Genomic DNA, 19,389 nt, shown 5'->3' with positions numbered 1-19,389 from the left:
ATGCGCATTGCTTACTTCATCAATCAGTACCCGAAAGTCAGCCATAGCTTCATTCGACGCGAAATTCTGGCGTTGGAGCGCCAGGGCATGGAGATCCAGCGCATTGCCTTGCGGGGTTGGGATGCCGAACTGCAGGATGACGAGGACATCGCCGAGCGGGGCAAGACCCGCTACGTGTTGCAGCATGGCCTGAAGGGGTTGTTGGCGCCCACGCTGCAGGTGCTGCGTGCCGAGCCACGACGCTTTTTCGCCACCCTGTGGTTGGCCCTGCGCCTGGGCCAGCGGGCGGACCGCGCCTGGCCCTATCACCTGGTGTACCTGGCCGAGGCCTGTCAGGTACTGCTCTGGTTGCAGGCCTTTGGCGCGAAGCATGTTCATGCGCATTTTGGCACCAACTCCACCGAGGTGGTGATGCTGGCCCATGCCCTTGGCGGGCCTGCCTACAGCTTTACCGTGCACGGGCCGGAAGAATTCGACAAACCACAGTTTCTGCACGTGGGCGAAAAAGTCCGGCGCGCCGCGTTTGTGGCGGCGGTCAGCTCGTATGGGCGCAGCCAGTTGTTCCGTTGGGTGGCGCACGAGCACTGGGAGAAGGTGAAGGTCGTGCATTGCGGCCTGGAGCGCGACTTCCACGCGGTTGCCGCCGTTGTCGCACCCTCGGCGCCACGCCTGGTGTGCGTCGGGCGCCTGTGCGAGCAGAAGGGCCAACTGTTGCTGATCGAGGCGGCCCACCTGCTGGCCACCCAAGCCATTGCATTCGAGCTGGTATTGGCGGGTGATGGCGAAATGCGCGAGCAGATCGAGGCCTTGGTCACTCGGTATGGTCTGCAGGCGCAGGTACGCATCACCGGCTGGATCAGCAGCGCCCAGGTGCGGGAGGAAATCCTCGCTGCCCGTGCGCTGGTGCTGCCGAGTTTCGCCGAAGGCCTGCCGGTGGTGATCATGGAGGCCATGGCATTGCGCCGGCCGGTGCTGACCACCTACGTGGCCGGCATCCCGGAGTTGGTGCGCCAGGGCGAAAACGGCTGGTTGTTCCCCGCCGGCACGGTAGAGGAGTTGGCTGCGGCAATGGCCGACTGCCTGTCGCAACCGGCCGACGTGTTGCAGCGCATGGGTGAAGCCGCTTACCAGCGGGTGCTGCAACGCCACGATATCGACACCGAGGCCGCCAAGCTGGCCCGCTACTTCAAGGCATCCGCATGATCAGCATCGTGGCGTGGTTATTAAGCCTGGTGGCGTTTTGCATCTTCGTGCCCGCGCTGGTGCTGTTTGCGCAGGTACTGCTGGCGTGCCTGCCGGTGCGATCACGACCTGGGGCGGATGGCAGGCGCCCGCGCGTGGCGGTGCTGGTGCCCGCGCACAACGAGGCCTTGATCATTCGGTCGACCCTGGCCAGTGTCGGCCCGCAATTGCTGGCGCATGACCGCTTGCTGGTGGTGGCGGACAACTGCACCGACGACACCGCGCAGTTGGCACGCAGCGCGGGCGCTGAGGTGGTGGAGCGCGACAACGACCTGTTGCGCGGCAAGGGGTATGCGCTGGACTTTGGTGTACGGCATCTGGCGCAGCGTCCACCCGAGGTGGTCATTATCGTTGACGCCGATTGCCAGGTGGGCGAGGGCACCATAGACCTGCTGGCACGCCGTTGCCTCGAAACTTCACGGCCGGTACAGGCGCTGTACCTGATGCGCGCGCCCGCCGGCGCGGGCCTGAAGGTGCAAATCGCGGAATTTGCCTGGCGGGTCAAAAACCTCGTTCGCCCGCGTGGTTGGGCACGCTTGGGCTTGCCCTGCCAGCTGATGGGCGCGGGTATGGCCTTCAGTTGGCGCGACCTGGCTGCGGTCGACTTGGCCAATGGACACCTGGTGGAAGACTTGAAGCTTGGCCTGGACTTTTGCCGAATCGGCAAACCGCCGCTGTTTTGCCCGGATGCGCAGGTCACCAGCCAGTTTCCGCTTAGCCAGGAAGGCTTGAGCAGCCAGCGCACCCGCTGGGAGCATGGCCACCTGGGGGTGATCCTGGCCGAGGTGCCCAAGCTGCTGGTGAGCGCGGTCACTCGGCGTAACGCGCCCTTGCTGGCCATGACCCTGGACCTGCTGGTGCCGCCATTGGCGTTGCTGGTCATGGCCCTGGTAGGGGTTGCATGTGTTGCCTGGCTGGCCGCGCTGCTGTTCGGTATCACTGCACCTGCATGGGTCGCCACGGGTGCCCTGGTCATGCTGGGTGTTGCAGTTCTGCTGGCGTGGGGCCGGTTTTCTCGTGAACTGATCCCCTTTTCGGTCTTGCTTTACGCCCCGTTCTACGCCGCGAGGAAGATACCCCTGTACCTGGGGTTCTTGATCAAGCGACAGGTGGAGTGGGTGCGCTCGAAACGGGATGACAGCTAATGGGCGAATGGCAAAGCAGCTGGAAAGCGATTATCGGCAAACTTCAGACCGTGAGTGACCCTGCACACGAGCAGCGCTTGCTCGAGGCCCTGTGCCAACCTGAGGCGCCCACGGTGCTGGGTTTCGTCAACGCCCACGCCATGAACCTGGTCGCGGGCAATGCCAATTACTGCCAATCGCTGGCCTCGGCCGATGTGCTGCTGCGCGATGGTGCCGGCATGTCAATCCTGTATCGCCGCCTGGGGCTGGCTCCTGGGCTGAACATGAATGGCACGGATTTCATCCCCAAGCTGCTGGCGGCCTTCAAGGGGCGGCGGGTGGCATTCTGGGGCACTCAGGAGCCGTTCTTGAGCCGGGCCGTAGCGTGCAGTGAGGCGCGGTTTGGCGTGTTGCCGGTGTCGGTTCACGACGGGTTTGCTGAAATGGCCACCTACCTGGAGCTTGCGCGGGCAACGCAGCCAGAGCTGATCGTGCTGGGCATGGGGATGCCCAAGCAAGAAGCCGTTGCCGCTCGCCTGGCTGCCAGTGGGGGGCCGTGCCTGATCGTGTGTGGCGGGGCGATTCTGGATTTTCTCGGCGGCAAGGTCAGCCGGGCACCGCAATGGCTACGGCGATTGGGCGGGGAGTGGGTCTACCGCTTGCTGAGGGAGCCCAGGCGCTTGTTCATGCGCTACGTGGTGGGCAACCCGCTGTTCCTGTTGCGCACCCTGTTGTGCACCAAGGCAATGACGCTCGAGGCCCGAAACACCCCAAGGCGCATCTGATGATTCTGCCACCTGAATCGTCTGAAACGGCCAAAAGCCAGGGCAGGGGTGATTCTGCCCGCTGCGTGGGCGGGCGACTGCTACAGTAATAGCAAGCGCCCAGGGGGGCGGCGAAGACCATTCAGTGTACAGGATCATATTTTAAAGGCTGGTATTGATTGACTGAATAAGCTGCCGGGCATTTGCTACGCGCTAATTAATGAGGTCTGAAATGGTTCTCGAACCCAGAAGCAGTCGTTCCTTACTTCAACGAAGAAGCAGCGTAAGTAACGCCATTCAGGCCGGCCTTGATGGGATTGCAGTCACCGGCGTCGCCTGGTACTTGATCTACGATCAGTTTGGTCACATTACTTCGGATTATGTGATCATGCTGCTCTTGTTGATTGGGGCGCTGGCCGTTATTTATGATCATTATGCGATCTATCGGACCAACGTTGGCTTGTCCATCAAGGCGTTCAGGTTATTCAAGGCCTGGTCAGCAACGTTTTGTTTTCTGGTGGTCATGGCGTTTTTGACCAAACAGAGCGAAACGTATTCGCGGTTGTTGGTGGTGCAGTTGTTTGTCATTGGTTATGTCGTGCAGTTGTTTTTGCATTTTGCAGTGCGTGAACTGCAAAAACGGTTTACCGCGCACGCCCGGCTGGACAACGCACTGATTATTGGCGCCGGCGACCTGGCCAACTTCCTGCACCAGAAGATCAGCAACAACCCGTGGTTCGGTGAGCGTGTGCTGGGGTGTGTGTTGATAGACGATGTGGCTGAGCAGGGCGCGCCTGATGCAAAGCAACGCCTGCCTGTGCTGGGCCACGTCGCTGACCTTGACGAGATCGTTGCCAAACATGCCATTCGCACGGTGTACTTGGTGACGCCATTAGGCGGCTCGGCGGTCATTAACGAAGTGTATTTGAAGTTGCTCGACAAGTGCATTGCAGTGAACTGGGTGCCGGATATCTTCTCGCTGCGTTTGATCAACCACAGCGTCCGCGAAATTGCCGGTATCCCGGTATTGACGTTGTCAGAAACGCCGTTGACCGGTATGAGCCTGTTTCTTAAAAACCTCGAAGACCGAGTACTCGCCGCACTGATATTGTTGTGTGCATCGCCGGTGCTGTTGGCAGTGGCCATTGCGATCAAGCTAGACAGTCGCGGCCCGGTATTCTTCAGGCAAGAACGCATGGGCTGGACCGGTGAATCGTTCCGCATCTGGAAGTTCCGCAGCATGCATGTTCACCAACCGGAAAACGGTGTGGTCAAACAGGCCCAGAAGAACGACCCGCGGCTGACCCGCGTTGGGGCTTTTATTCGCAAGACCAGCCTGGATGAACTGCCGCAGTTGTTCAATGTATTGACCGGCGAAATGTCGTTAGTGGGGCCGCGCCCGCATGCACTTCAGCACGACACGCTGTATTCGCAGGATATTGTCGACTACTTCGCGCGACACAACATCAAGCCCGGCATGACAGGCCTGGCACAGGTCAGGGGGTTCCGGGGTGAAACCAAGGACATCGAGCAGATGATCCAACGGGTCGACTCGGACATCGAGTACATCAACAACTGGTCCTTGTGGCTCGATTTCGTCATTTTGGTGCGCACGCTGAATGCTTTTACCGGCAAGCAGGCCTATTAGCCGGGGCCGACCAGCGGCCCCGTGGCAGGCACTCAACCCAACGGGTGCAATTCCCTGAACCCACGGGCCTCTTCCACCAGCCAGTCATGCACCGCGCGGGCACCGGGCTGGGTCAGCCCGCCCGGTGGGTAATGCACCACGTAGCGCTTGTGGTTGGCGATCGCCACGCCGAACGGCACGATCAGCGCCCCCCGTTCCAGTTCATCGTTGAGCAAGGTCCGCCGCGCGATTGCTACGCCAACCCCGGCAATCGCCGCTTCGATGGTCAGGTGGTTGCGGTTGAAGGTGTGGCCCCTGCGCACGTCCAGGCCACCTGCGCCAATGCCTTCCAGGTAGAACTCCCATTCAGCGTATTCCGAGGCCCCCCGCCAGGCGGTGATGTCGTGCAGCAGCGGGTAATGCGCCAGGTCAGCCGGCCCGTGCAGCGGCGGGCGACCGCGCAGCAGGGCGGGGGAACAGACGGGAAAGATCTGCTCGTCCAGCAATGGCGTCGACAACATGCCAGGGTAACTGCCGTCGTTCAGGTCGATGGCCAGGTCGAAGTCGCCCGGGTGCAAGGCTTGCGCACTGTCTTCGGCCACCAGCCGCAACTCGATGTCCGGATACCGCTGTTGAAAGCGCGGCAGGCGCGGCGTCAACCATTTGGCCAGGAAGGAGGGGATCGAGCGCAGGCGCAGGGTGCCGCGGATCTCGCCGGCGTCCAGGCGCAGCAGCTCGGCCTCGATGCTGCCATAGGCCTCTGAAACCGTTTGCGCCAGGCGTTGACCTTCAGCGCTCAGCTCAACCCCACGGGCGCGGCGCAGGAATACGCGATAGCCCAGCCGTTCTTCCAGCTGGCGCATTTGCTGGCTGACGGCGCCAGGGGTGATGTGCAGTTCTTCGGCGCAGCGGGTAAATGACAAATGCCGGGCCGCACAGGAGAACACATGCAACCAGACGAACATTTGGCCATTGAGTTGTCGTCGCATCGTTTAGTACCACTAAAGGCTTGCTTAGGAAGTTTCGTTGGTCATCCACGCGGGAGCAGGTCAGTATCGCTCAAGTTCGCAGTAGTGTTCAATTTCCCCAGAGAACCGCGCATTGGCGATTCTGCCCAACGCGGTCAGGCATTAGTATGGCTATCAGTGTTTTCGACCTCTTCAAAATCGGCATCGGCCCTTCCAGCTCTCACACCGTAGGCCCGATGCGTGCAGCGGCAACCTTTGCCCAGGCCCTGCGTGAGCGTGGTTTGCTGGCCCGGGTCAGCCGCGTCGAAGTGCGTCTGTATGGCTCGCTTTCGGCCACGGGAGTTGGCCACGCCACCGACCGTGCCTGCCTGCTTGGCCTGATGGGGCAGTGGCCCGACCGGATCGACCCGGCCACGATCGAGCCACGCATCGGCCAGGTGATGCAGGAGCAATGCCTGATGCTCGATGGCAGCCATCCCCTGGCGTTCAATTACACCCGCGACATGCTGCTGCTTGAGCAAAGCCTGCCGTACCACCCGAACGCCATGAGCCTGGAAGCACTTGACGGGCAGGGCAGCCTGTTCAGCCAAACCTACTATTCGGTGGGCGGTGGTTTCATCGTCGAGCAGCAAGAAATCGATGCCCCCCAAAGCGAGGCGAATGCGGTCGAACAGCCGTATCCGTTTGCCAGTGCGGCTGAGCTGTTGGCGCTGTGCAAGGCGCACGGAATGGGCGTGGCGCAGCTGATGATGGCCAACGAATGCGTCTGGCGCCCGGAAGCCGAGGTACGCGAAGGCTTGATGCGCATCTGGGCGGCGATGCGTGAATGCGTCGACAATGGCCTGCGCAATGAGGGCATCCTGCCGGGCGGGCTCAAGGTCAAGCGCCGGGCTGCACGTTTGCACCGCAGCCTGCAGGAGTTGGGCAAACCAAACGTGATCGGCTCGACCCTGAGCGCCATGGAATGGGTCAACCTGTTTGCCCTGGCGGTCAACGAAGAAAACGCCGCCGGCGGGCGCATGGTGACAGCGCCCACCAACGGTGCGGCGGGGATCATCCCGGCCGTGTTGCACTACTACATGAAGTTCAACCCGGATGCCTGCGACGACGATGTGGTGAGGTTCCTGCTGGCGGCGGCCGCAGTCGGCATCCTGTGCAAGACCAACGCGTCGATCTCCGGTGCTGAAGTGGGTTGCCAGGGTGAAGTGGGCTCGGCGTGCTCAATGGCAGCCGCTGGCCTGGCCGAAGTGCTCGGTGCTACGCCGCCGCAACTGGAAAATGCCGCGGAAATCGCCCTGGAACACAACCTGGGGCTGACCTGCGACCCGGTGGGTGGCCTGGTGCAGGTGCCGTGCATCGAGCGTAATGCGATTGCCGCGGTCAAGGCGATCAACGCGGTGCAAATGGCCCTGCGCGGTGATGGCGAGCATTTCATCTCGCTCGATCAGGTTATCCGCACCCTGCGCGACACCGGTGCGGACATGCATTCCAACTACAAAGAAACCTCGCGCGGCGGCCTGGCCGTCGCCTTTGTCGAGTGCTGATTCGCAGCCCGAGGTTTATTCAGGGGGCCGTTGCCTTACTCGATCAAGGGCATTGACACGCTACCCGGTAGGAGCAGCCTTGTGCTGCGAAGAGGCCAGTGAACACATCATCAATTTTCGCTGCTGTCACTGGCCTCTTCGCAGCACAAGGCTGCTCCTACACGGTCAACGGCTCTTCTGTTTCAGTGTCAGGAAGCTCGCGCGCATGTCTTTGGCCCAGCCGTCGAGCACCGGTTTGACGTCATTGAGGGTGAGTTTCTGGGTGTCGTTCTCCAGCTCCTTACCCGCGCCCTTGCGCACCACCTGAGCGAGCACTTTCTGACTGGCACCGTCCAGGAAGGCCGCCTCTACGCCAACATCTACTTCCTGGTCACGGCCGCCCATGGCGGTATTGACGCCCGCCGAGATCAGCGCAATAGGGATGACCTCATAAGGCTTTAGGCCTTCGTTGCTGGTAGACACCGCGGTGATCGCCGGGCGTACCACGATGGTGCCTGGGCCGGGGGCTTTGGCCAGGGTCAGCACGCTGCCCAATTCACGTCGCATGGCCTCGTTGAAGTAACGGGTAATCTCCTGCAGCGTCTGCGCCGAAATAACCGCTGTCGGTTGCGGCTTGGGGTAGAACTGGCTGGGCTCGATGAACACCTGGCTGTATTGATTGACGTTGACCTTGGGGTCGATCCAGCGCATCACCGGCGCGCCGGATGGGCTTTCAGCGGGCTGCAAGCGGCTGTAGTCCTTCAGGAAACCGGAGTAGTCACTGGGGTCCACGCGGTTGCTGGAGCAGGCGGCTACGGCAAGCAAGGCTGCGCACAACAAGGTGATGCGGGGCAATGATTTCATGATCGTGATGCATCCATGAGAGGTCGGCCAGAACAACGCTAGCAGGTGCAGGGCAGTTGGCCAGTGGGCAGGGCAATCTTGGGAGCTGGCGCAGTGGTGTAATGGGGCGAAGGCGCCTTCGATTGGCGTAAATGCCCGAAGCCCGATGTGTAACAGAGAAGATTCCTACGCCACAGTAGGATCACGATGGCTTTTCATCTGCGCTCGCTATTGGAAAACTATGCCCGTAACGGGTATGGTTGGAGCGAGTCATGGAGATTTTCAAGCGCAAGGATTTCGCGCGTTGGCAAGTCGGGCAAAGGCTTACTGACAGTATGTTGTGCAAGGCGGTAGAAGGAATGCGCAGAGGGTTGGTTGATGCCAGCTTGGGTGGCGAGTTGTACAAGCAGCGCATTGCGGGCCACGGCGCAGGTAAACGCGGCGGTTTTCGGACTGTGCTCTCTGCTCGGATAGGCAGCCGTTATGTTTTTCTGCATGGGTTTGCCAAAGGCTGCAAGGCGAATATCACGCTGGAAGAGCAAAGGGCGCTGCGCTTTGCGGGCAGGGTTTTTCTCGAGTTGTCATCTATGGCGCTCTGCTGGGCGTTACAGTCAGGTGTATTAATGGAGGTCTGTTGTGAGCAGCAAACTGATTGAGTCGTTGCGTGATGACCTTGCCCTCCTGCATGAAGCAGGTGCCATCGGCAAGGTCACCCTACGCGATTTCGAAGCAATCTGCCCCGCGCCGGTGCGGGATTTCAGCCCGCTGGACATAAGGCATTTGCGTGAGGCGCTGAATTTCAGCCAGCCAGTGTTTGCCATGCACCTGCACACGAGTGCTTCAACCGTTCGAAAATGGGAGCAAGGCGAGACACGTCCAGCAGGGCCGGCGCTTAAACTCCTTAACGTAATACAATTCAAAGGCTTACAGGCTATTCTTTAAGTATTTTATTCGTAGTGGATTCTAACGTTAATCAATAGAATTCAATAAGTTAACTATTACTCTTCATGTACTGTCTTATTGTCGTCGCCCTCATCGTGCAAGCGTCCACGACGAGGGCACACAGGCAGCACTTACCCCAGCACCTCGCGCAACCGGTACCACAACATCCCCAACGCCAGCAGCGGTGAGCGCAATGCCTTGCCGCCCGGGAAGGTCAGGTGGGGTACCGCACTGAACACGTCCAGCCCTTGGCTGTGGCCCACGGCAATACCCTCGGCCAGCAGCTTGGCTGTCCAGTGGGTCACGTTCAGCCCGTGCCCTGAATAGCCTTGGGCGTAGTAAACGTTAGGGTGCTGGCGCAGCCGCCCGACCTGCGGGAAGCGGTTGGCCGTGATGCCGATCATGCCGCCCCATTGGTAGTCGATGCGTACTTCGGCCAACTGCGGGAACACCTTGAGCACTTTCGGCCGCATGTACGCGGCGATGTCCTTGGGGTCGCGCCCGGAATAGTGGCAGGCACCGCCGAACAGCAAACGACGGTCGGCAGTGAGGCGGTAGTAGTCCAGGCCGACCTTCTGGTCGCAAAGCGCCATGTTTTGGGGGATCAGGCTATTGGCGAGCGCCTCGGGCAGTGGCTGGGTGGCCACCACGTAACTGCCGGCCGGCAGCACCTTGCCGCTCAGGCGCGGCTCCAGTTCATCGAGGTGCGCGTTGCAGCCAAGCACCAGGCTCTGTGCCCTGACCTTGCCGCGGGCGGTATGCAGGGTCACGGTCGGGCCGTGCTCGATGCGTAGCACCGGGCTCTGCTCGAAAATGCGCACGCCAAGGGCTGCGGCCGCACGTGCTTCGCCCTGTACCAGGTCCAGTGGGTGCAGATGGCCCGAGCCCATGTCGACCAGGCCGCCGGCGTACTGGTCGCTGGCGACGATCTGGTGCATGTGCTCGGGGCTGACCAGGCGGGTTTCGTGGCGATAACCCAGCGCGGCCAGGTCCTCCTGTTCTGCCTTGAAGGCGGCAAACTGGGCGGGGGTGTTGGCCAGTTCGCAGAAGCCCCACCGCAGGTCGCAGGCAATGCCGTATTGCTCGATGCGCCTGGCCACCAACGCCACCGAATCGATGCCGGCCTGTTGCAGGTAGCGCACGCCGTCCTGGCCGACATAGCGGGCAAAACCACTGACGTCATGGCCGATACCGCGGATCAGCTGGCCGCCATTGCGCCCACTGGCACCCCAGCCGATGCGCCTGGCTTCCAGCACGATCACCGAAAGGCCGCGCTCGGCAAGCTCCAGTGCGGTATTGACCCCGGTCAGGCCACCGCCGACCACGCACACGTCGGCGCTCAGTTCGCCGTCCAGGCTGGGGTAGGGCGCCGTGTCGCGTGCCGTGGCGGCGTAGTACGAAGCAGTGTGCAGGGTATCGAAAGGCATGGTGCGTTCTCGGCTCAACGGTTGGACTTGATCTTGCTCCAGGAGCGGGTCATCACGCGCATAATCTTGGGGCTTGGCGTGCTAGAGATGTACAGCTTGTCCAGCACTTGCTGGGGTGGATAGACCTCGGGGTTGTTCACCAGGGACGCATCCATGTAGGCCTGGGCGTCGGGGTTGGCGTTGGCATAGCCGACCGTGGCACTGACTTTGGCGATTACTTGAGGCTCAAGCAGGTAGTTGATGAACGCCAGTGCCTGGTCCGGGTTGCTGGCGTCCTTGGGGATGGCCAGCAGGTCGAACCACAGGTTGCTGCCTTCCTTGGGAATGCTGTAGGCAACCTTGACGCCGTTCTTGGCTTCCACTGCGCGGTTGGCGGCCTGGAACACGTCGCCGGAGTAGCCGAAGGCCACGCAGACATCGCCGTTGGCCAGGTCCGAGACATATTTGGAAGAATGGAAGTAGGTGATGTAGGGCCGCAGTTCGAGCAGGCGGGCTTCAGCCTTGGCGTAGTCCTCGGGCTTTTCGCTGCGTGGGTCCATGCCCAGGTAGTTGAGAATGGCCGGGAACAGCTCGTCGGGCGAGTCCATGAAGGCCACGCCACACTGCTTGAGTTTTTTCAGGTTCTCGGGCTCGAACAGCACCGCCCAGGAGTCGATGTGGTCCACGCCCAGCGCAGCTTTGACCTTGTCGACGTTGTAGCCGATGCCATTGGTGCCCCACAGGTAGGGCACCGCGTACTGGTTGCCGGGGTCGTTCTGCTCAAGCTGTTTGAGCAGTTTAGGGTCCAGGTGCTTCCAGTTGGGTAGCTTGCTGCGGTCCAGCGGCAAAAACGCACCGGCCTGGGCCTGGCGGGCGAGGAAGTGGTTCGAGGGCACGACCACATCGTAGCCAGTGCGGCCGGCCAGCAGCTTGCCCTCCAGGGTTTCGTTGGAATCGAACACGTCATAGACCACCTTGATCCCACTGCTGGCCTGGAAGTCGGCCAGTGTCGTGTCACCGATGTAGTCGGTCCAGTTGTACACGCTGACGGTCGGAGCGGCCTGGGCAGCTGCGCCGAACAGTAAGGTGAATGCAGCGGGAACCAGGGATTGCAGATGACGCATGTCGACACCTCGTTGGTCTTGTTCTTGGGTTCGGTGTATCGGGGGCTGCGTTGCAGCCCTTTCGCGACGCAAGGCCGCCCCACAGGAAAGCGTGGCCTTGCGTCATCGCACGGGCAGTGCCCTTGGGTTTAAACGCTGAGCATCAGGAATTCACGTTCCCAGGAACTGATCACCCGTTTGTAGTTCTCGTGCTCGGCACGCTTGACCGCTACATAGCCTTGGACGAACTGCTTGCCCAGGTACTGCTGCACGGTTTCGCAGTCTTCCATGTGCTGCAGGGCATCCTCGATGGTGATGGGCAGGCGCAGGTTGCGTCGCTCATAAGCCCGGCCCTGCACCGGCGCACTCGGGTTGATCTTCTCGACCATGCCCAGGTAGCCACACAGCAGGCTGGCAGCAATGGCCAGGTAAGGGTTGGCATCGGCGCCCGGCAGGCGGTTTTCCACGCGCATTGCATCGGGGCTGGAGGTTGGTACACGCAAGCCGGCGGTGCGGTTTTCTTCACCCCACTCGACGTTGACCGGTGCCGACGTGTCCGGCAAGAAGCGGCGGAACGAGTTGACGTTAGGTGCGAACATCGGCAGCAGCTTGGGGATGTACTTCTGCAGCCCGCCGATGTGGTGCAGGAACAGCTCGCTCATGCTGCCGTCTTCATTGGCGAACACCGGCTTGCCGGTCGCGATGTCGACCACGCTCTGGTGCAGGTGCATGGCACTGCCAGGTTCGTCAGTGATCGGCTTGGCCATGAAGGTGGCCGCCACGTTGTGCTTGAGCGCGGCTTCGCGCATGGTGCGCTTGAACACGGTGATCTGGTCGGCCAGGTCCAAGGCGTCGCCGTGGCGGAAGTTGATCTCCATTTGCGCCGGGCCGTCTTCATGGATCAGGGTGTCCAGGTCAAGGCCCTGCAGTTCGCACCAGTCATAGACGTCCTCGAACAGCGGGTCGAATTCGTTGGCGGCATCGATCGAGAACGACTGGCGACCGCTTTCTGCGCGGCCCGAGCGCCCCAGGGGTACCTGCAGCGGCAGGTCTGGGTCTTCGCAACGCTTGGTCAGGTAGAACTCCATCTCCGGTGCGACAATCGGCTGCCAGCCTTTGTCGGCGTACAGCTTCAGCACCTTCTTCAACACGTTGCGCGGCGACAGCTCGATCGGGTTGCCTTGCTTGTCGAAGGTGTCGTGAATCACGATCGCGGTCGGCTCGATTGCCCAGGGGATCTGGTACACCGCAGTCGGGTCAGGGCGGCAGACCATGTCGATGTCGGCGGCATCGAGCAGGCTGTAGTAGATGTCGTCGTCAACGTAGTCGCCGGTGACCGTCTGCAACAGCACGCTCTCGGGCAGACGCATGCCACGTTCGTGCAGGAATTTGGCGGTCGGTGCGATCTTGCCGCGGGCGATGCCGGTCAGGTCGCTGATCACGCATTCAACTTCGGTGATCCGGTGTTCTTTCAGCCACGTGGACAGCTGATCGAAGGGGGCGTTCATACAGACCTCTTGGTTGGGTTTTTGTGTGCGCGGCGGGAGCGGGTGGCTTCCCAGGTGACGCGCTGGAGACTATCTTGGTCGCAGCCCCCCGGGGCGATCTATCCACTTTCTACGCTAATCAATGCACCAAAAGAGTGCATACAGGACAATGCGTGACAACGCTCAACGCCTTGCAGGTTCAGGCTTTCCACACCACCGACGTCACCGAGCAGGTGCGTGCCACCCCTGGCTGGCAACAGCAATACCGGCAAATGTCGCCCGGGCATTTCAGCGGCGAACTGCGTTGCCTGGGGCTCGATGGCGTGGAGGTTTATGAAGAGCGGCTCAATACCCGAGTCGAGCAGTTCTTTCGCCCCCCCAGTGGATCGCTGGCGTTCTGTTTCGACCGCAGCGAAAACAGCCTGTACCTGCTCAACGAGCAGAGCCGCAATATCTGGATCACCCCGGAGAACTACGAAGAGGTGGCCGTGGTGTTCGACCAGGCGTTTCTGGCCCGTCATGGCCTGGATACGCAGCGCCTGGAAGGCTTGTTCATGGTGCCATTGGGCAGTGGCCAGAACGCCTTGTTCGGCAGTTGGCTGAGCGCCACCCTGACCCGTTTGGGCAACGCCGATTGCCCGCTGCAGGGGCAGGCGCTGGCGGAGCAGTTGCTGGAAGACTGCCTGTTCATCCTCGACAGTGCCTGCCAGCGGCTGGACAGCGGTGCGCTGGGCAGGCGCAGTGAAGAGCGCTCGATCATGCGCCGGGTCAGTGAATGGGCGGCGGACTGCCCCGAAGAAACCCTCAACCTGGTGGCACTGGCTGACGTGGCCGGCGTTTCGCTGCGCCAGTTGCAGCAGGCGTTCAAGGCCTTTACCGGTATGCCGCCGGGGACCTGGCTGCGGTTACGCCGGCTAAACGGTGCGCGACGGGACTTGTTGCGCGGTGGCGAGGTAACGGTAGCGGAAGTCGCCATGCGCTGGTCGTTCTGGCACCTGGGGCGGTTTTCCGAGAGTTACCGGCAGCTGTTCAAGGAGTTGCCGAGCGAGACCCTGAAACGGCGCAGGGGCTGAGGGCCGGCAGCCGGCACATTGAACCCAGCACCCCCCACGGAAAGTTGCTATCGTGCCGACCTGTTTCCACCCGAGGTCCCGATGTTCTACCTGCCATTGCCCAGCGACCAAGCCGACCGCCTTGCCAGCGAACCCACCGCCAGCGACTTTTTCCCGACTGCCAGTTTGCTGGAGGCCGCGGCGGTGCTGTTCGTGCAAAACCTGCCACGCCAGCCCGCCACTGCAACGGCCGACGCTCAGGAGCGGCGCTTTGCCGAAATCGTGCGCATCGCCAACGAGGTCGAAACGGCCGCGCCGGGGCGCTTTCAAGGCCAGGTAGCGCAGCACTTCGACCGCGAGGCATTCGCCATGGGCCTTGGCATGCTGGGTGAGAATGGCATCGGTTTGCTGTCCGCCGAGGTCAAATACGACGTCGAGGACCTGCACGATGACCAAGGCCAGTGGAGTTTCCAATTTGCCGATACCTACCGCCAACAGGTCACGCCGCTGCACCCGGTCTATCTGCCATCGCTGGCCAGCGACCTGCTGCTGAGCGATCAACAAAACCGCCTGCTGCGCGAGTTTCTGTCAGGTGTTGACGAGTCGGTGGCGGTGCAAGGCTTTGCCGGCACCGGCAAGACGTTCCTGATTCACCAGTTCGCCCGTTTGCTCGACCCCCAGCGCACGCTGCTGCTGGCCCTGACCGAGGGCCAGCTGCGCGCGTTGCAGGCACGCGTCAAGGACGCCCAAGCCTACACCGCACTGACCTTCGGCCAACTGGCAGACGAGCTTCTCAACCGAGACCTCACCAGCAACGGTTGGCGCTTGCGTGATCCGTACCGCACTAAATTGTCCTGGCGCCCGCAGGAGGCGCAGGTGGTGAAGTGGCTGAATATCCCCGATATCGGCCCGCTCGCGGCCCGCGACGTGGTTGCCTTGTGCATCAAGGCCGTGCGCAGTTTCTGCCGCAGCGGCGATGCAGAGGTCCAGCTTCACCATTTGCCCTGGGCCGGGCCGGGCACCTCGCCACTGGACCAGGAAGTGCTGCTGGAAAAGGCCCGGCTGTACTGGCAGGAGCTGATTCGCCCCTCAGCGCGGGAGATTCAACTGCCGGTGCGTGATTACCACCGGGTCAAACTGCTGTCGCTGACCGCTGACATGATCGACAGTCGGTACACCCACGTCATCGTCGACGAGGCCCACGAGCTGTCGGCACCGATGCTCGCCGTGCTGGACCGCAGCCCGCAGTCGATCATCACCCTGGGCGACGAGCTGCAGAACCTCAATGGCCTGAGCCCGCACCACGGTGGCTTCATCCGCCAGCGTTACATCGACCATTCGCTGCGCGCCGGGCCCGCCATGGATAACGTCCTCAACCCGCTGATCCAGGCGCATCCGGCCAAGATCCAGGCGGCATTCAGCGGCAGTGCCGAGCACTACACCCGGGTCAGTTTCTTCGACACGGTCACGGTGCCAGAGCAGCCCACGGCACTGATTGTCGATGACGAGTGGGGCCTGTTTGGCTGGTTCCAGCGCCTTACGCACCAAGGGGTGCCGTTCGTGTTGTTGAAGAGTGCGCGCAAGGATTTCGAGCTGTTCGTCGAAGATTGCATCGAGCTGTACCGCTACGGCACCCGGCCGCGTCACCCCATGCTGTTCCGCTACGCCAGTTGGCAGGCGCTGGAGCAGGACAAGGGCGACGACAAAGCCTTCGTGGCGGTCGCCAACATGCTGCGCAAGGGCTATACGCCAGAGCATTTCGCCAAGGCCAAGAGCCGTTATCGTTGGGACAAGGCGCCCAAGCTGTTCCTGGGGCGGGTGCGGGACGTGAAGAACATGGAATTCGCCCGGGTGATGGTGTCACCGGAGCTGATGGTCGCGCCCGTGGCAGCGGGCAATCGCAACGAACGGGCGCGGATGCTGGCGGGCCTGTATACCGCCTGTTCGCGGGCACGGCATGAACTGATCGTGCCGGGGGGGATGCTGGACTGGGTGAAGGACCAGGTCAGGGACTGAGGAAATCGGGGCCGCCAAGCGGCCCCGATTGTCCCGTCAGTTACGGTCCAGCCAAACCGTTTGCGCGTTGGTGAATTCCCGCACGCCAAAGTGCGACAATTCGCGGCCAAAACCACTCTTCTTCACACCGCCAAAGGCGACGCGGGGGTCGGATGCGCAGTAGCCGTTGATGAACACGCCACCGGTATCCAGTGCTGCGGTCATGCGTTCAGCCAGCGCATAGTCGGCCGTATAGATGGTCGACGCCAGGCCGAATTCGCTGTCGTTGGCCAATGCCACGGCATGGTCGGCATCCCGCGCAGTGATGATCGCCGCCACTGGCCCGAACAGTTCCTGCTTGAACGCGGTCATTTCCGAGGTGACGTTGGCAAACACGGTCGGTGCGTAGAAGTTGCCCACGCCTTCGATCTTGTTGCCGCCCAGCAGCAAAGTAGCGCCTTCGGCGAGTGTCGCCTGAACCTGCCCATCGAGTTCATCGCGCAGGTCGTAGCGGGCCATCGGGCCGATGTAGGTGTCGTCTTCCAGCGGGTTGCCAACCTTCAGCTGGCGCGTTGCTTCGACAAACTTTTGAGTGAACGCTTCAACGATGCTTTCTTCGATGATCAGGCGTTTGGCCGCCGCGCAAACCTGGCCGGTGTTCTGGTAGCGACCGATGACGGCCGCCTTGACTGCGGCATCCAGGTCGGCATCAGCCAGTACGATGAACGGGTCCGAACCGCCCAGCTCCAGCACGCACTTCTTCAGCGCGGCGCCGGCTTGCGCACCGATCGCCATGCCAGCGCGCACGCTGCCGGTGAGGGTCACGGCGGCAATGCGAGGGTCGTTGATGGCGCGGGTGACACCGTCCGGCGTGACGTTCAGTACTTCAAAGACGCCTTCCGGCAGGCCGGCATCCTTGAACAGTTCGCCCAGCAAGTAGGCGCTGCCCATGACGTTCGGGGCGTGCTTGAGCACGTAGGTATTACCCGCGAGGATCGCCGGCACAGCACCGCGCAGCACTTGCCAGATCGGGAAGTTCCACGGCATCACGGCCAGGATCGGGCCCAGCGGGCGGTACTCGATGCGCGCTTTTTCGACCTGGGTTGGTTCCGCTGCCAGCATGGCAGGGCCGTGCTCGGCGTACCAACGGCACAACCCGACACACTTGCTCACTTCGCCCCGGGCCTGGGTGATCGGCTTGCCGATTTCACGGCTGATCATTTGCGCGAACGCTTCGGCCTTGGTTTCCAGCGTGTTGGCCAGGGCGAGCAACCACTCACTGCGCTGACCCAGCGACACCTGGCGCCATTGGCCATAGCCCACCTTGGCGCGTTGCAGCGCCGCTTCCAGTGCGGCGTCGGTATCGAACGGGTAGGCGCCAATCTGCTCGCCGCTGTGCGGGTCGAGGGAGATGGCGTGGGTCAGGCTGCTGATCGCGCTCATGGTGGAAACTCTCGCTGTTGTTGATCCGTGACGCCAGACTAGTGGTGTAGGGATTTAATGAAAACTGAATAATAATGAGCGAAACATTCACGTTTGGAGAATGACTGTGGACCTGGTGCAACTGGAAATCTTCAAGGCAGTGGCCGAGCAAGGCAGCATCAGTGCCGCCGCGCAGCATATCCATCGGGTGCCCTCGAACCTGACCACGCGTATCAAACAGCTGGAGGAAGACCTAGGTGTCGAGCTGTTCATCCGCGAGAAAAGCCGCCTGCGCCTGTCGCCAGCGGGCTGGAACTTTCTCGAATACACCCGGCGCATTCTCGACCTGGTGCACGAGGCGCGGCTAACGGTGGCCGGCGAAGACCCGCAGGGCACCTTTGCCTTGGGTTCGCTGGAAAGCACCGCAGCCGTGCGGATCCCGGCCTTGCTGGCGGCCTATAACCAGCGCTACCCCAAAGTCGACCTGGACCTCTCGACCGGGCCGTCGGGGACGATGCTCGAAGGGGTGCTGTCTGGGCGATTGGTAGCGGCCTTCGTCGATGGGCCTGTGTTGCACCCGACGCTGGAAGGCATGCCAGTGTTCGAGGAAGAGATGATGGTCATCTCACCCCTCAACCATGCGCCGGTAACCCGCGCCCAAGACGTCAACGGCGAGAACATTTACGCATTTCGGGCCAACTGCTCGTACCGCCACCACTTCGAGAACTGGTTTGTGCAGGATCAGGCCGTGCCGGGCAAGATCCACGAGATGGAGTCGTATCACGGCATGCTGGCATGCGTAAGTGCCGGTGCCGGGTTGGCCATGATGCCGCGCAGCATGCTCGACAACATGCCGGGGTGTAGCACGGTGAGCGCCTGGCCGATGTCGGAGGATTTCCGGTATTTGAAGACCTGGTTGGTGTGGCGGCGGGGGGCGGTTTCGCGCAGTTTGAGTATGTTTGTGAAATTGTTGGAAGAGCGGCAGGGGAGTTTAGGTATGGCTGTAGATACCGTATAGATCTACTTGTGAGAGCAGGGGCGTAGCTACCGGCGCTTGCCACGACCCGAAGGCTCTCTCTTCTTGGTTTAATCAACTCAGCGATGGACGCTGCTGTGTGAAGCGCTGGCGATCAGGCTGGCGCCGCACGCGGTCTTCATGCCGTCAAGGGCGACGGGTACTCCGTTGATGCGGTACGTGTCACTGCCTTCGATGATTGGAAACTCGCCTTTGCACAGAGGGCAGAAAACCATGCTGCCTTCGCCGGCCATTGGTTTGCCGTTGAGGTTAGTATTGTCTATGGAGCCGATCACCATACCACCATGGTCGGTTGGATCCCCAGTCCTTACAATGCTCTTCATGTGAATTTCTCTCGTGTGTTTCAGGTAGGTTAGGTCACTCAAATGACCCTTAATGCGGCGAATGCTACTGTGAGGGGGTTTTAAGTGCGTACAGATTTTTGTAAAAATCCCAATGAATAATTTTTGAGTTATTTTCATTTACGTATAGAGTGTTTACGTAATCTAGTTCTTGTGCGTATGGTTGCCATTCTTTCAGAGTGGTTATAATTGCTGGGAAGGCATCATCTATGTTGATGATCATTATGATTTCTGATTCCTTTAGGTCTATGAGTGATGCTGCGGCGAGTATCTCCATGATTAATTTGTCTCTTTGGATAGAGTGTGCTTCATATTTGTCGGGGATTTTATCCCAATGAATGTTGGATGCGCCTGTTGGTAGTAGGCTCCCAATTTTTTTTAAAAGTTCATCCTGGTTTTCATAGAGGTGGGTGTCGATGTAAGCTTGGCATTCTGGTGTGAAGCTCATCGGTTAAATCTCCTTATTATTTTTCCAACTGTTTTTTGTGTTGCCTCAAAGCAAATTGTTCTTTCG

General features: G+C 61.0%; 18 protein-coding genes. 10 read left to right on the top strand and 8 right to left on the bottom strand.

Annotated features, from left to right (window positions below; all coding sequences use genetic code 11):
- The 4 genes from AC5PZ0_RS09695 (at position 1) to AC5PZ0_RS09680 (ending at position 4,778) form a co-directional block, all read left to right on the top strand.
- A complete protein-coding gene (locus AC5PZ0_RS09695; RefSeq protein ID WP_454243662.1) occupies positions 1 to 1,203 on the top strand; it encodes a glycosyltransferase in 1,203 nt (400 codons plus the stop codon).
- Positions 1,200 to 2,387: a glycosyltransferase family 2 protein gene (locus AC5PZ0_RS09690; protein WP_493854806.1), complete on the top strand. Its 1,188-nt coding sequence runs from the start codon at positions 1,200 to 1,202 to the stop codon at positions 2,385 to 2,387. The genes AC5PZ0_RS09695 and AC5PZ0_RS09690 overlap by 4 nt, the downstream gene beginning before the upstream one ends.
- Positions 2,387 to 3,151 (top strand): WecB/TagA/CpsF family glycosyltransferase, encoded by a 765-nt coding sequence (locus AC5PZ0_RS09685; protein ID WP_027596777.1) that lies wholly within the window; start codon positions 2,387 to 2,389, stop codon positions 3,149 to 3,151. Before AC5PZ0_RS09690 ends, AC5PZ0_RS09685 begins: the two co-directional genes overlap by 1 nt.
- A 211-nt stretch (positions 3,152 to 3,362) precedes the next feature.
- Entirely contained in the window at positions 3,363 to 4,778 is a 1,416-nt protein-coding gene (locus tag AC5PZ0_RS09680; protein WP_085273370.1) for an undecaprenyl-phosphate glucose phosphotransferase, read from the top strand.
- Positions 4,779 to 4,810: 32 nt separating this feature from the next.
- Here the strand turns inward: AC5PZ0_RS09680 and AC5PZ0_RS09675 are convergent, their stop codons facing one another.
- Positions 4,811 to 5,746 (bottom strand): LysR substrate-binding domain-containing protein, encoded by a 936-nt coding sequence (locus AC5PZ0_RS09675; protein WP_085273369.1) that lies wholly within the window; start codon positions 5,744 to 5,746, stop codon positions 4,811 to 4,813.
- A 146-nt stretch (positions 5,747 to 5,892) separates the two neighbouring features.
- Between AC5PZ0_RS09675 and AC5PZ0_RS09670 the strand changes: the two genes are divergently transcribed.
- The gene (locus tag AC5PZ0_RS09670; RefSeq protein WP_265969040.1) at positions 5,893 to 7,269 is read left to right on the top strand and encodes an L-serine ammonia-lyase; all 1,377 of its coding nucleotides are present in this window, start codon (positions 5,893 to 5,895) and stop codon (positions 7,267 to 7,269) included.
- 165 nt (positions 7,270 to 7,434) lie between these two features.
- Here the strand turns inward: AC5PZ0_RS09670 and AC5PZ0_RS09665 are convergent, their stop codons facing one another.
- The gene (locus AC5PZ0_RS09665; RefSeq protein WP_265969038.1) at positions 7,435 to 8,112 is read right to left on the bottom strand and encodes a DUF3313 domain-containing protein; all 678 of its coding nucleotides are present in this window, start codon (positions 8,110 to 8,112) and stop codon (positions 7,435 to 7,437) included.
- Between the two features lie 251 nt (positions 8,113 to 8,363).
- Here AC5PZ0_RS09665 and AC5PZ0_RS09660 point away from each other — a divergent pair, with 251 nt between their 5' ends.
- Positions 8,364 to 8,747: a type II toxin-antitoxin system RelE/ParE family toxin gene (locus AC5PZ0_RS09660; protein WP_493854805.1), complete on the top strand. Its 384-nt coding sequence runs from the start codon at positions 8,364 to 8,366 to the stop codon at positions 8,745 to 8,747.
- Positions 8,728 to 9,033: a helix-turn-helix domain-containing protein gene (locus AC5PZ0_RS09655; RefSeq protein WP_186676873.1), complete on the top strand. Its 306-nt coding sequence runs from the start codon at positions 8,728 to 8,730 to the stop codon at positions 9,031 to 9,033. The genes AC5PZ0_RS09660 and AC5PZ0_RS09655 overlap by 20 nt, the downstream gene beginning before the upstream one ends.
- A gap of 131 nt (positions 9,034 to 9,164) precedes the next feature.
- Here the strand turns inward: AC5PZ0_RS09655 and AC5PZ0_RS09650 are convergent, their stop codons facing one another.
- From AC5PZ0_RS09650 to AC5PZ0_RS09640, 3 genes are all read right to left on the bottom strand, one after another.
- Positions 9,165 to 10,460, bottom strand: a complete 1,296-nt coding sequence (locus AC5PZ0_RS09650) for an NAD(P)/FAD-dependent oxidoreductase (RefSeq protein ID WP_493854804.1) — start codon at positions 10,458 to 10,460, stop codon at positions 9,165 to 9,167.
- Positions 10,461 to 10,474: 14 nt separating this feature from the next.
- Entirely contained in the window at positions 10,475 to 11,563 is a 1,089-nt protein-coding gene (locus tag AC5PZ0_RS09645) for a polyamine ABC transporter substrate-binding protein (protein WP_027596783.1), read from the bottom strand.
- 128 nt (positions 11,564 to 11,691) lie between these two features.
- Positions 11,692 to 13,050, bottom strand: coding sequence for a glutamine synthetase family protein (locus tag AC5PZ0_RS09640; RefSeq protein WP_027596784.1), 1,359 nt, complete (start codon positions 13,048 to 13,050; stop codon positions 11,692 to 11,694).
- 152 nt (positions 13,051 to 13,202) lie between these two features.
- On the opposite strand from AC5PZ0_RS09640, the gene AC5PZ0_RS09635 reads away from it, so the two are divergent.
- Complete coding sequence (locus tag AC5PZ0_RS09635; RefSeq protein WP_099429435.1) at positions 13,203 to 14,102, top strand: helix-turn-helix domain-containing protein; 900 nt, start codon at positions 13,203 to 13,205, stop codon at positions 14,100 to 14,102.
- Between the two features lie 81 nt (positions 14,103 to 14,183).
- Positions 14,184 to 16,097 (top strand): DEAD/DEAH box helicase, encoded by a 1,914-nt coding sequence (locus tag AC5PZ0_RS09630; RefSeq protein ID WP_252824250.1) that lies wholly within the window; start codon positions 14,184 to 14,186, stop codon positions 16,095 to 16,097.
- A gap of 36 nt (positions 16,098 to 16,133) precedes the next feature.
- Here AC5PZ0_RS09630 and AC5PZ0_RS09625 read toward each other — a convergent pair whose 3' ends face one another.
- On the bottom strand, positions 16,134 to 17,519 hold the full coding sequence (locus AC5PZ0_RS09625; protein WP_493854803.1) for an aldehyde dehydrogenase family protein: 1,386 nt from the start codon (positions 17,517 to 17,519) through the stop codon (positions 16,134 to 16,136).
- A 106-nt stretch (positions 17,520 to 17,625) separates the two neighbouring features.
- Between AC5PZ0_RS09625 and ptrR the strand changes: the two genes are divergently transcribed.
- Positions 17,626 to 18,516 carry a putrescine utilization regulator PtrR gene (ptrR, locus tag AC5PZ0_RS09620; protein ID WP_099430907.1) on the top strand — a complete coding sequence of 297 codons (891 nt, stop codon included), beginning with the start codon at positions 17,626 to 17,628 and terminating at the stop codon, positions 18,514 to 18,516.
- A 77-nt stretch (positions 18,517 to 18,593) separates the two neighbouring features.
- Here ptrR and AC5PZ0_RS09615 read toward each other — a convergent pair whose 3' ends face one another.
- Positions 18,594 to 18,857: a PAAR domain-containing protein gene (locus tag AC5PZ0_RS09615; protein WP_493854802.1), complete on the bottom strand. Its 264-nt coding sequence runs from the start codon at positions 18,855 to 18,857 to the stop codon at positions 18,594 to 18,596.
- A gap of 64 nt (positions 18,858 to 18,921) precedes the next feature.
- Positions 18,922 to 19,323 carry a hypothetical protein gene (locus AC5PZ0_RS09610; RefSeq protein WP_493854801.1) on the bottom strand — a complete coding sequence of 134 codons (402 nt, stop codon included), beginning with the start codon at positions 19,321 to 19,323 and terminating at the stop codon, positions 18,922 to 18,924.
- Positions 19,324 to 19,389 lie beyond the last annotated feature (66 nt).

The sequence above is a fragment of the Pseudomonas sp. 5.2 genome (genome assembly GCF_059025405.1).
The sequence above is the reverse complement of the archived record's forward strand: the minus strand, read 5'-3'. Positions and strand labels throughout refer to the sequence as shown.

Excerpts from the sequence above, each read along its gene's own strand:
- AC5PZ0_RS09695 (WP_454243662.1), top strand. The coding sequence starts at position 1 with ATGCGCATTGCTTACTTCATCAATCAGTACCCGAAAGTCAGCCATAGC.
- AC5PZ0_RS09690 (WP_493854806.1), top strand. The coding sequence starts at position 1,200 with ATGATCAGCATCGTGGCGTGGTTATTAAGCCTGGTGGCGTTTTGCATC.
- AC5PZ0_RS09685 (WP_027596777.1), top strand. The coding sequence starts at position 2,387 with ATGGGCGAATGGCAAAGCAGCTGGAAAGCGATTATCGGCAAACTTCAG.
- AC5PZ0_RS09680 (WP_085273370.1), top strand. The coding sequence starts at position 3,363 with ATGGTTCTCGAACCCAGAAGCAGTCGTTCCTTACTTCAACGAAGAAGC.
- AC5PZ0_RS09675 (WP_085273369.1), bottom strand. The coding sequence starts at position 5,746 with ATGCGACGACAACTCAATGGCCAAATGTTCGTCTGGTTGCATGTGTTC.
- AC5PZ0_RS09670 (WP_265969040.1), top strand. The coding sequence starts at position 5,893 with ATGGCTATCAGTGTTTTCGACCTCTTCAAAATCGGCATCGGCCCTTCC.
- AC5PZ0_RS09665 (WP_265969038.1), bottom strand. The coding sequence starts at position 8,112 with ATGAAATCATTGCCCCGCATCACCTTGTTGTGCGCAGCCTTGCTTGCC.
- AC5PZ0_RS09660 (WP_493854805.1), top strand. The coding sequence starts at position 8,364 with ATGGAGATTTTCAAGCGCAAGGATTTCGCGCGTTGGCAAGTCGGGCAA.
- AC5PZ0_RS09650 (WP_493854804.1), bottom strand. The coding sequence starts at position 10,460 with ATGCCTTTCGATACCCTGCACACTGCTTCGTACTACGCCGCCACGGCA.
- AC5PZ0_RS09645 (WP_027596783.1), bottom strand. The coding sequence starts at position 11,563 with ATGCGTCATCTGCAATCCCTGGTTCCCGCTGCATTCACCTTACTGTTC.
- AC5PZ0_RS09640 (WP_027596784.1), bottom strand. The coding sequence starts at position 13,050 with ATGAACGCCCCCTTCGATCAGCTGTCCACGTGGCTGAAAGAACACCGG.
- AC5PZ0_RS09630 (WP_252824250.1), top strand. The coding sequence starts at position 14,184 with ATGTTCTACCTGCCATTGCCCAGCGACCAAGCCGACCGCCTTGCCAGC.
- AC5PZ0_RS09625 (WP_493854803.1), bottom strand. The coding sequence starts at position 17,519 with ATGAGCGCGATCAGCAGCCTGACCCACGCCATCTCCCTCGACCCGCAC.
- AC5PZ0_RS09615 (WP_493854802.1), bottom strand. The coding sequence starts at position 18,857 with ATGAAGAGCATTGTAAGGACTGGGGATCCAACCGACCATGGTGGTATG.
- AC5PZ0_RS09610 (WP_493854801.1), bottom strand. The coding sequence starts at position 19,323 with ATGAGCTTCACACCAGAATGCCAAGCTTACATCGACACCCACCTCTAT.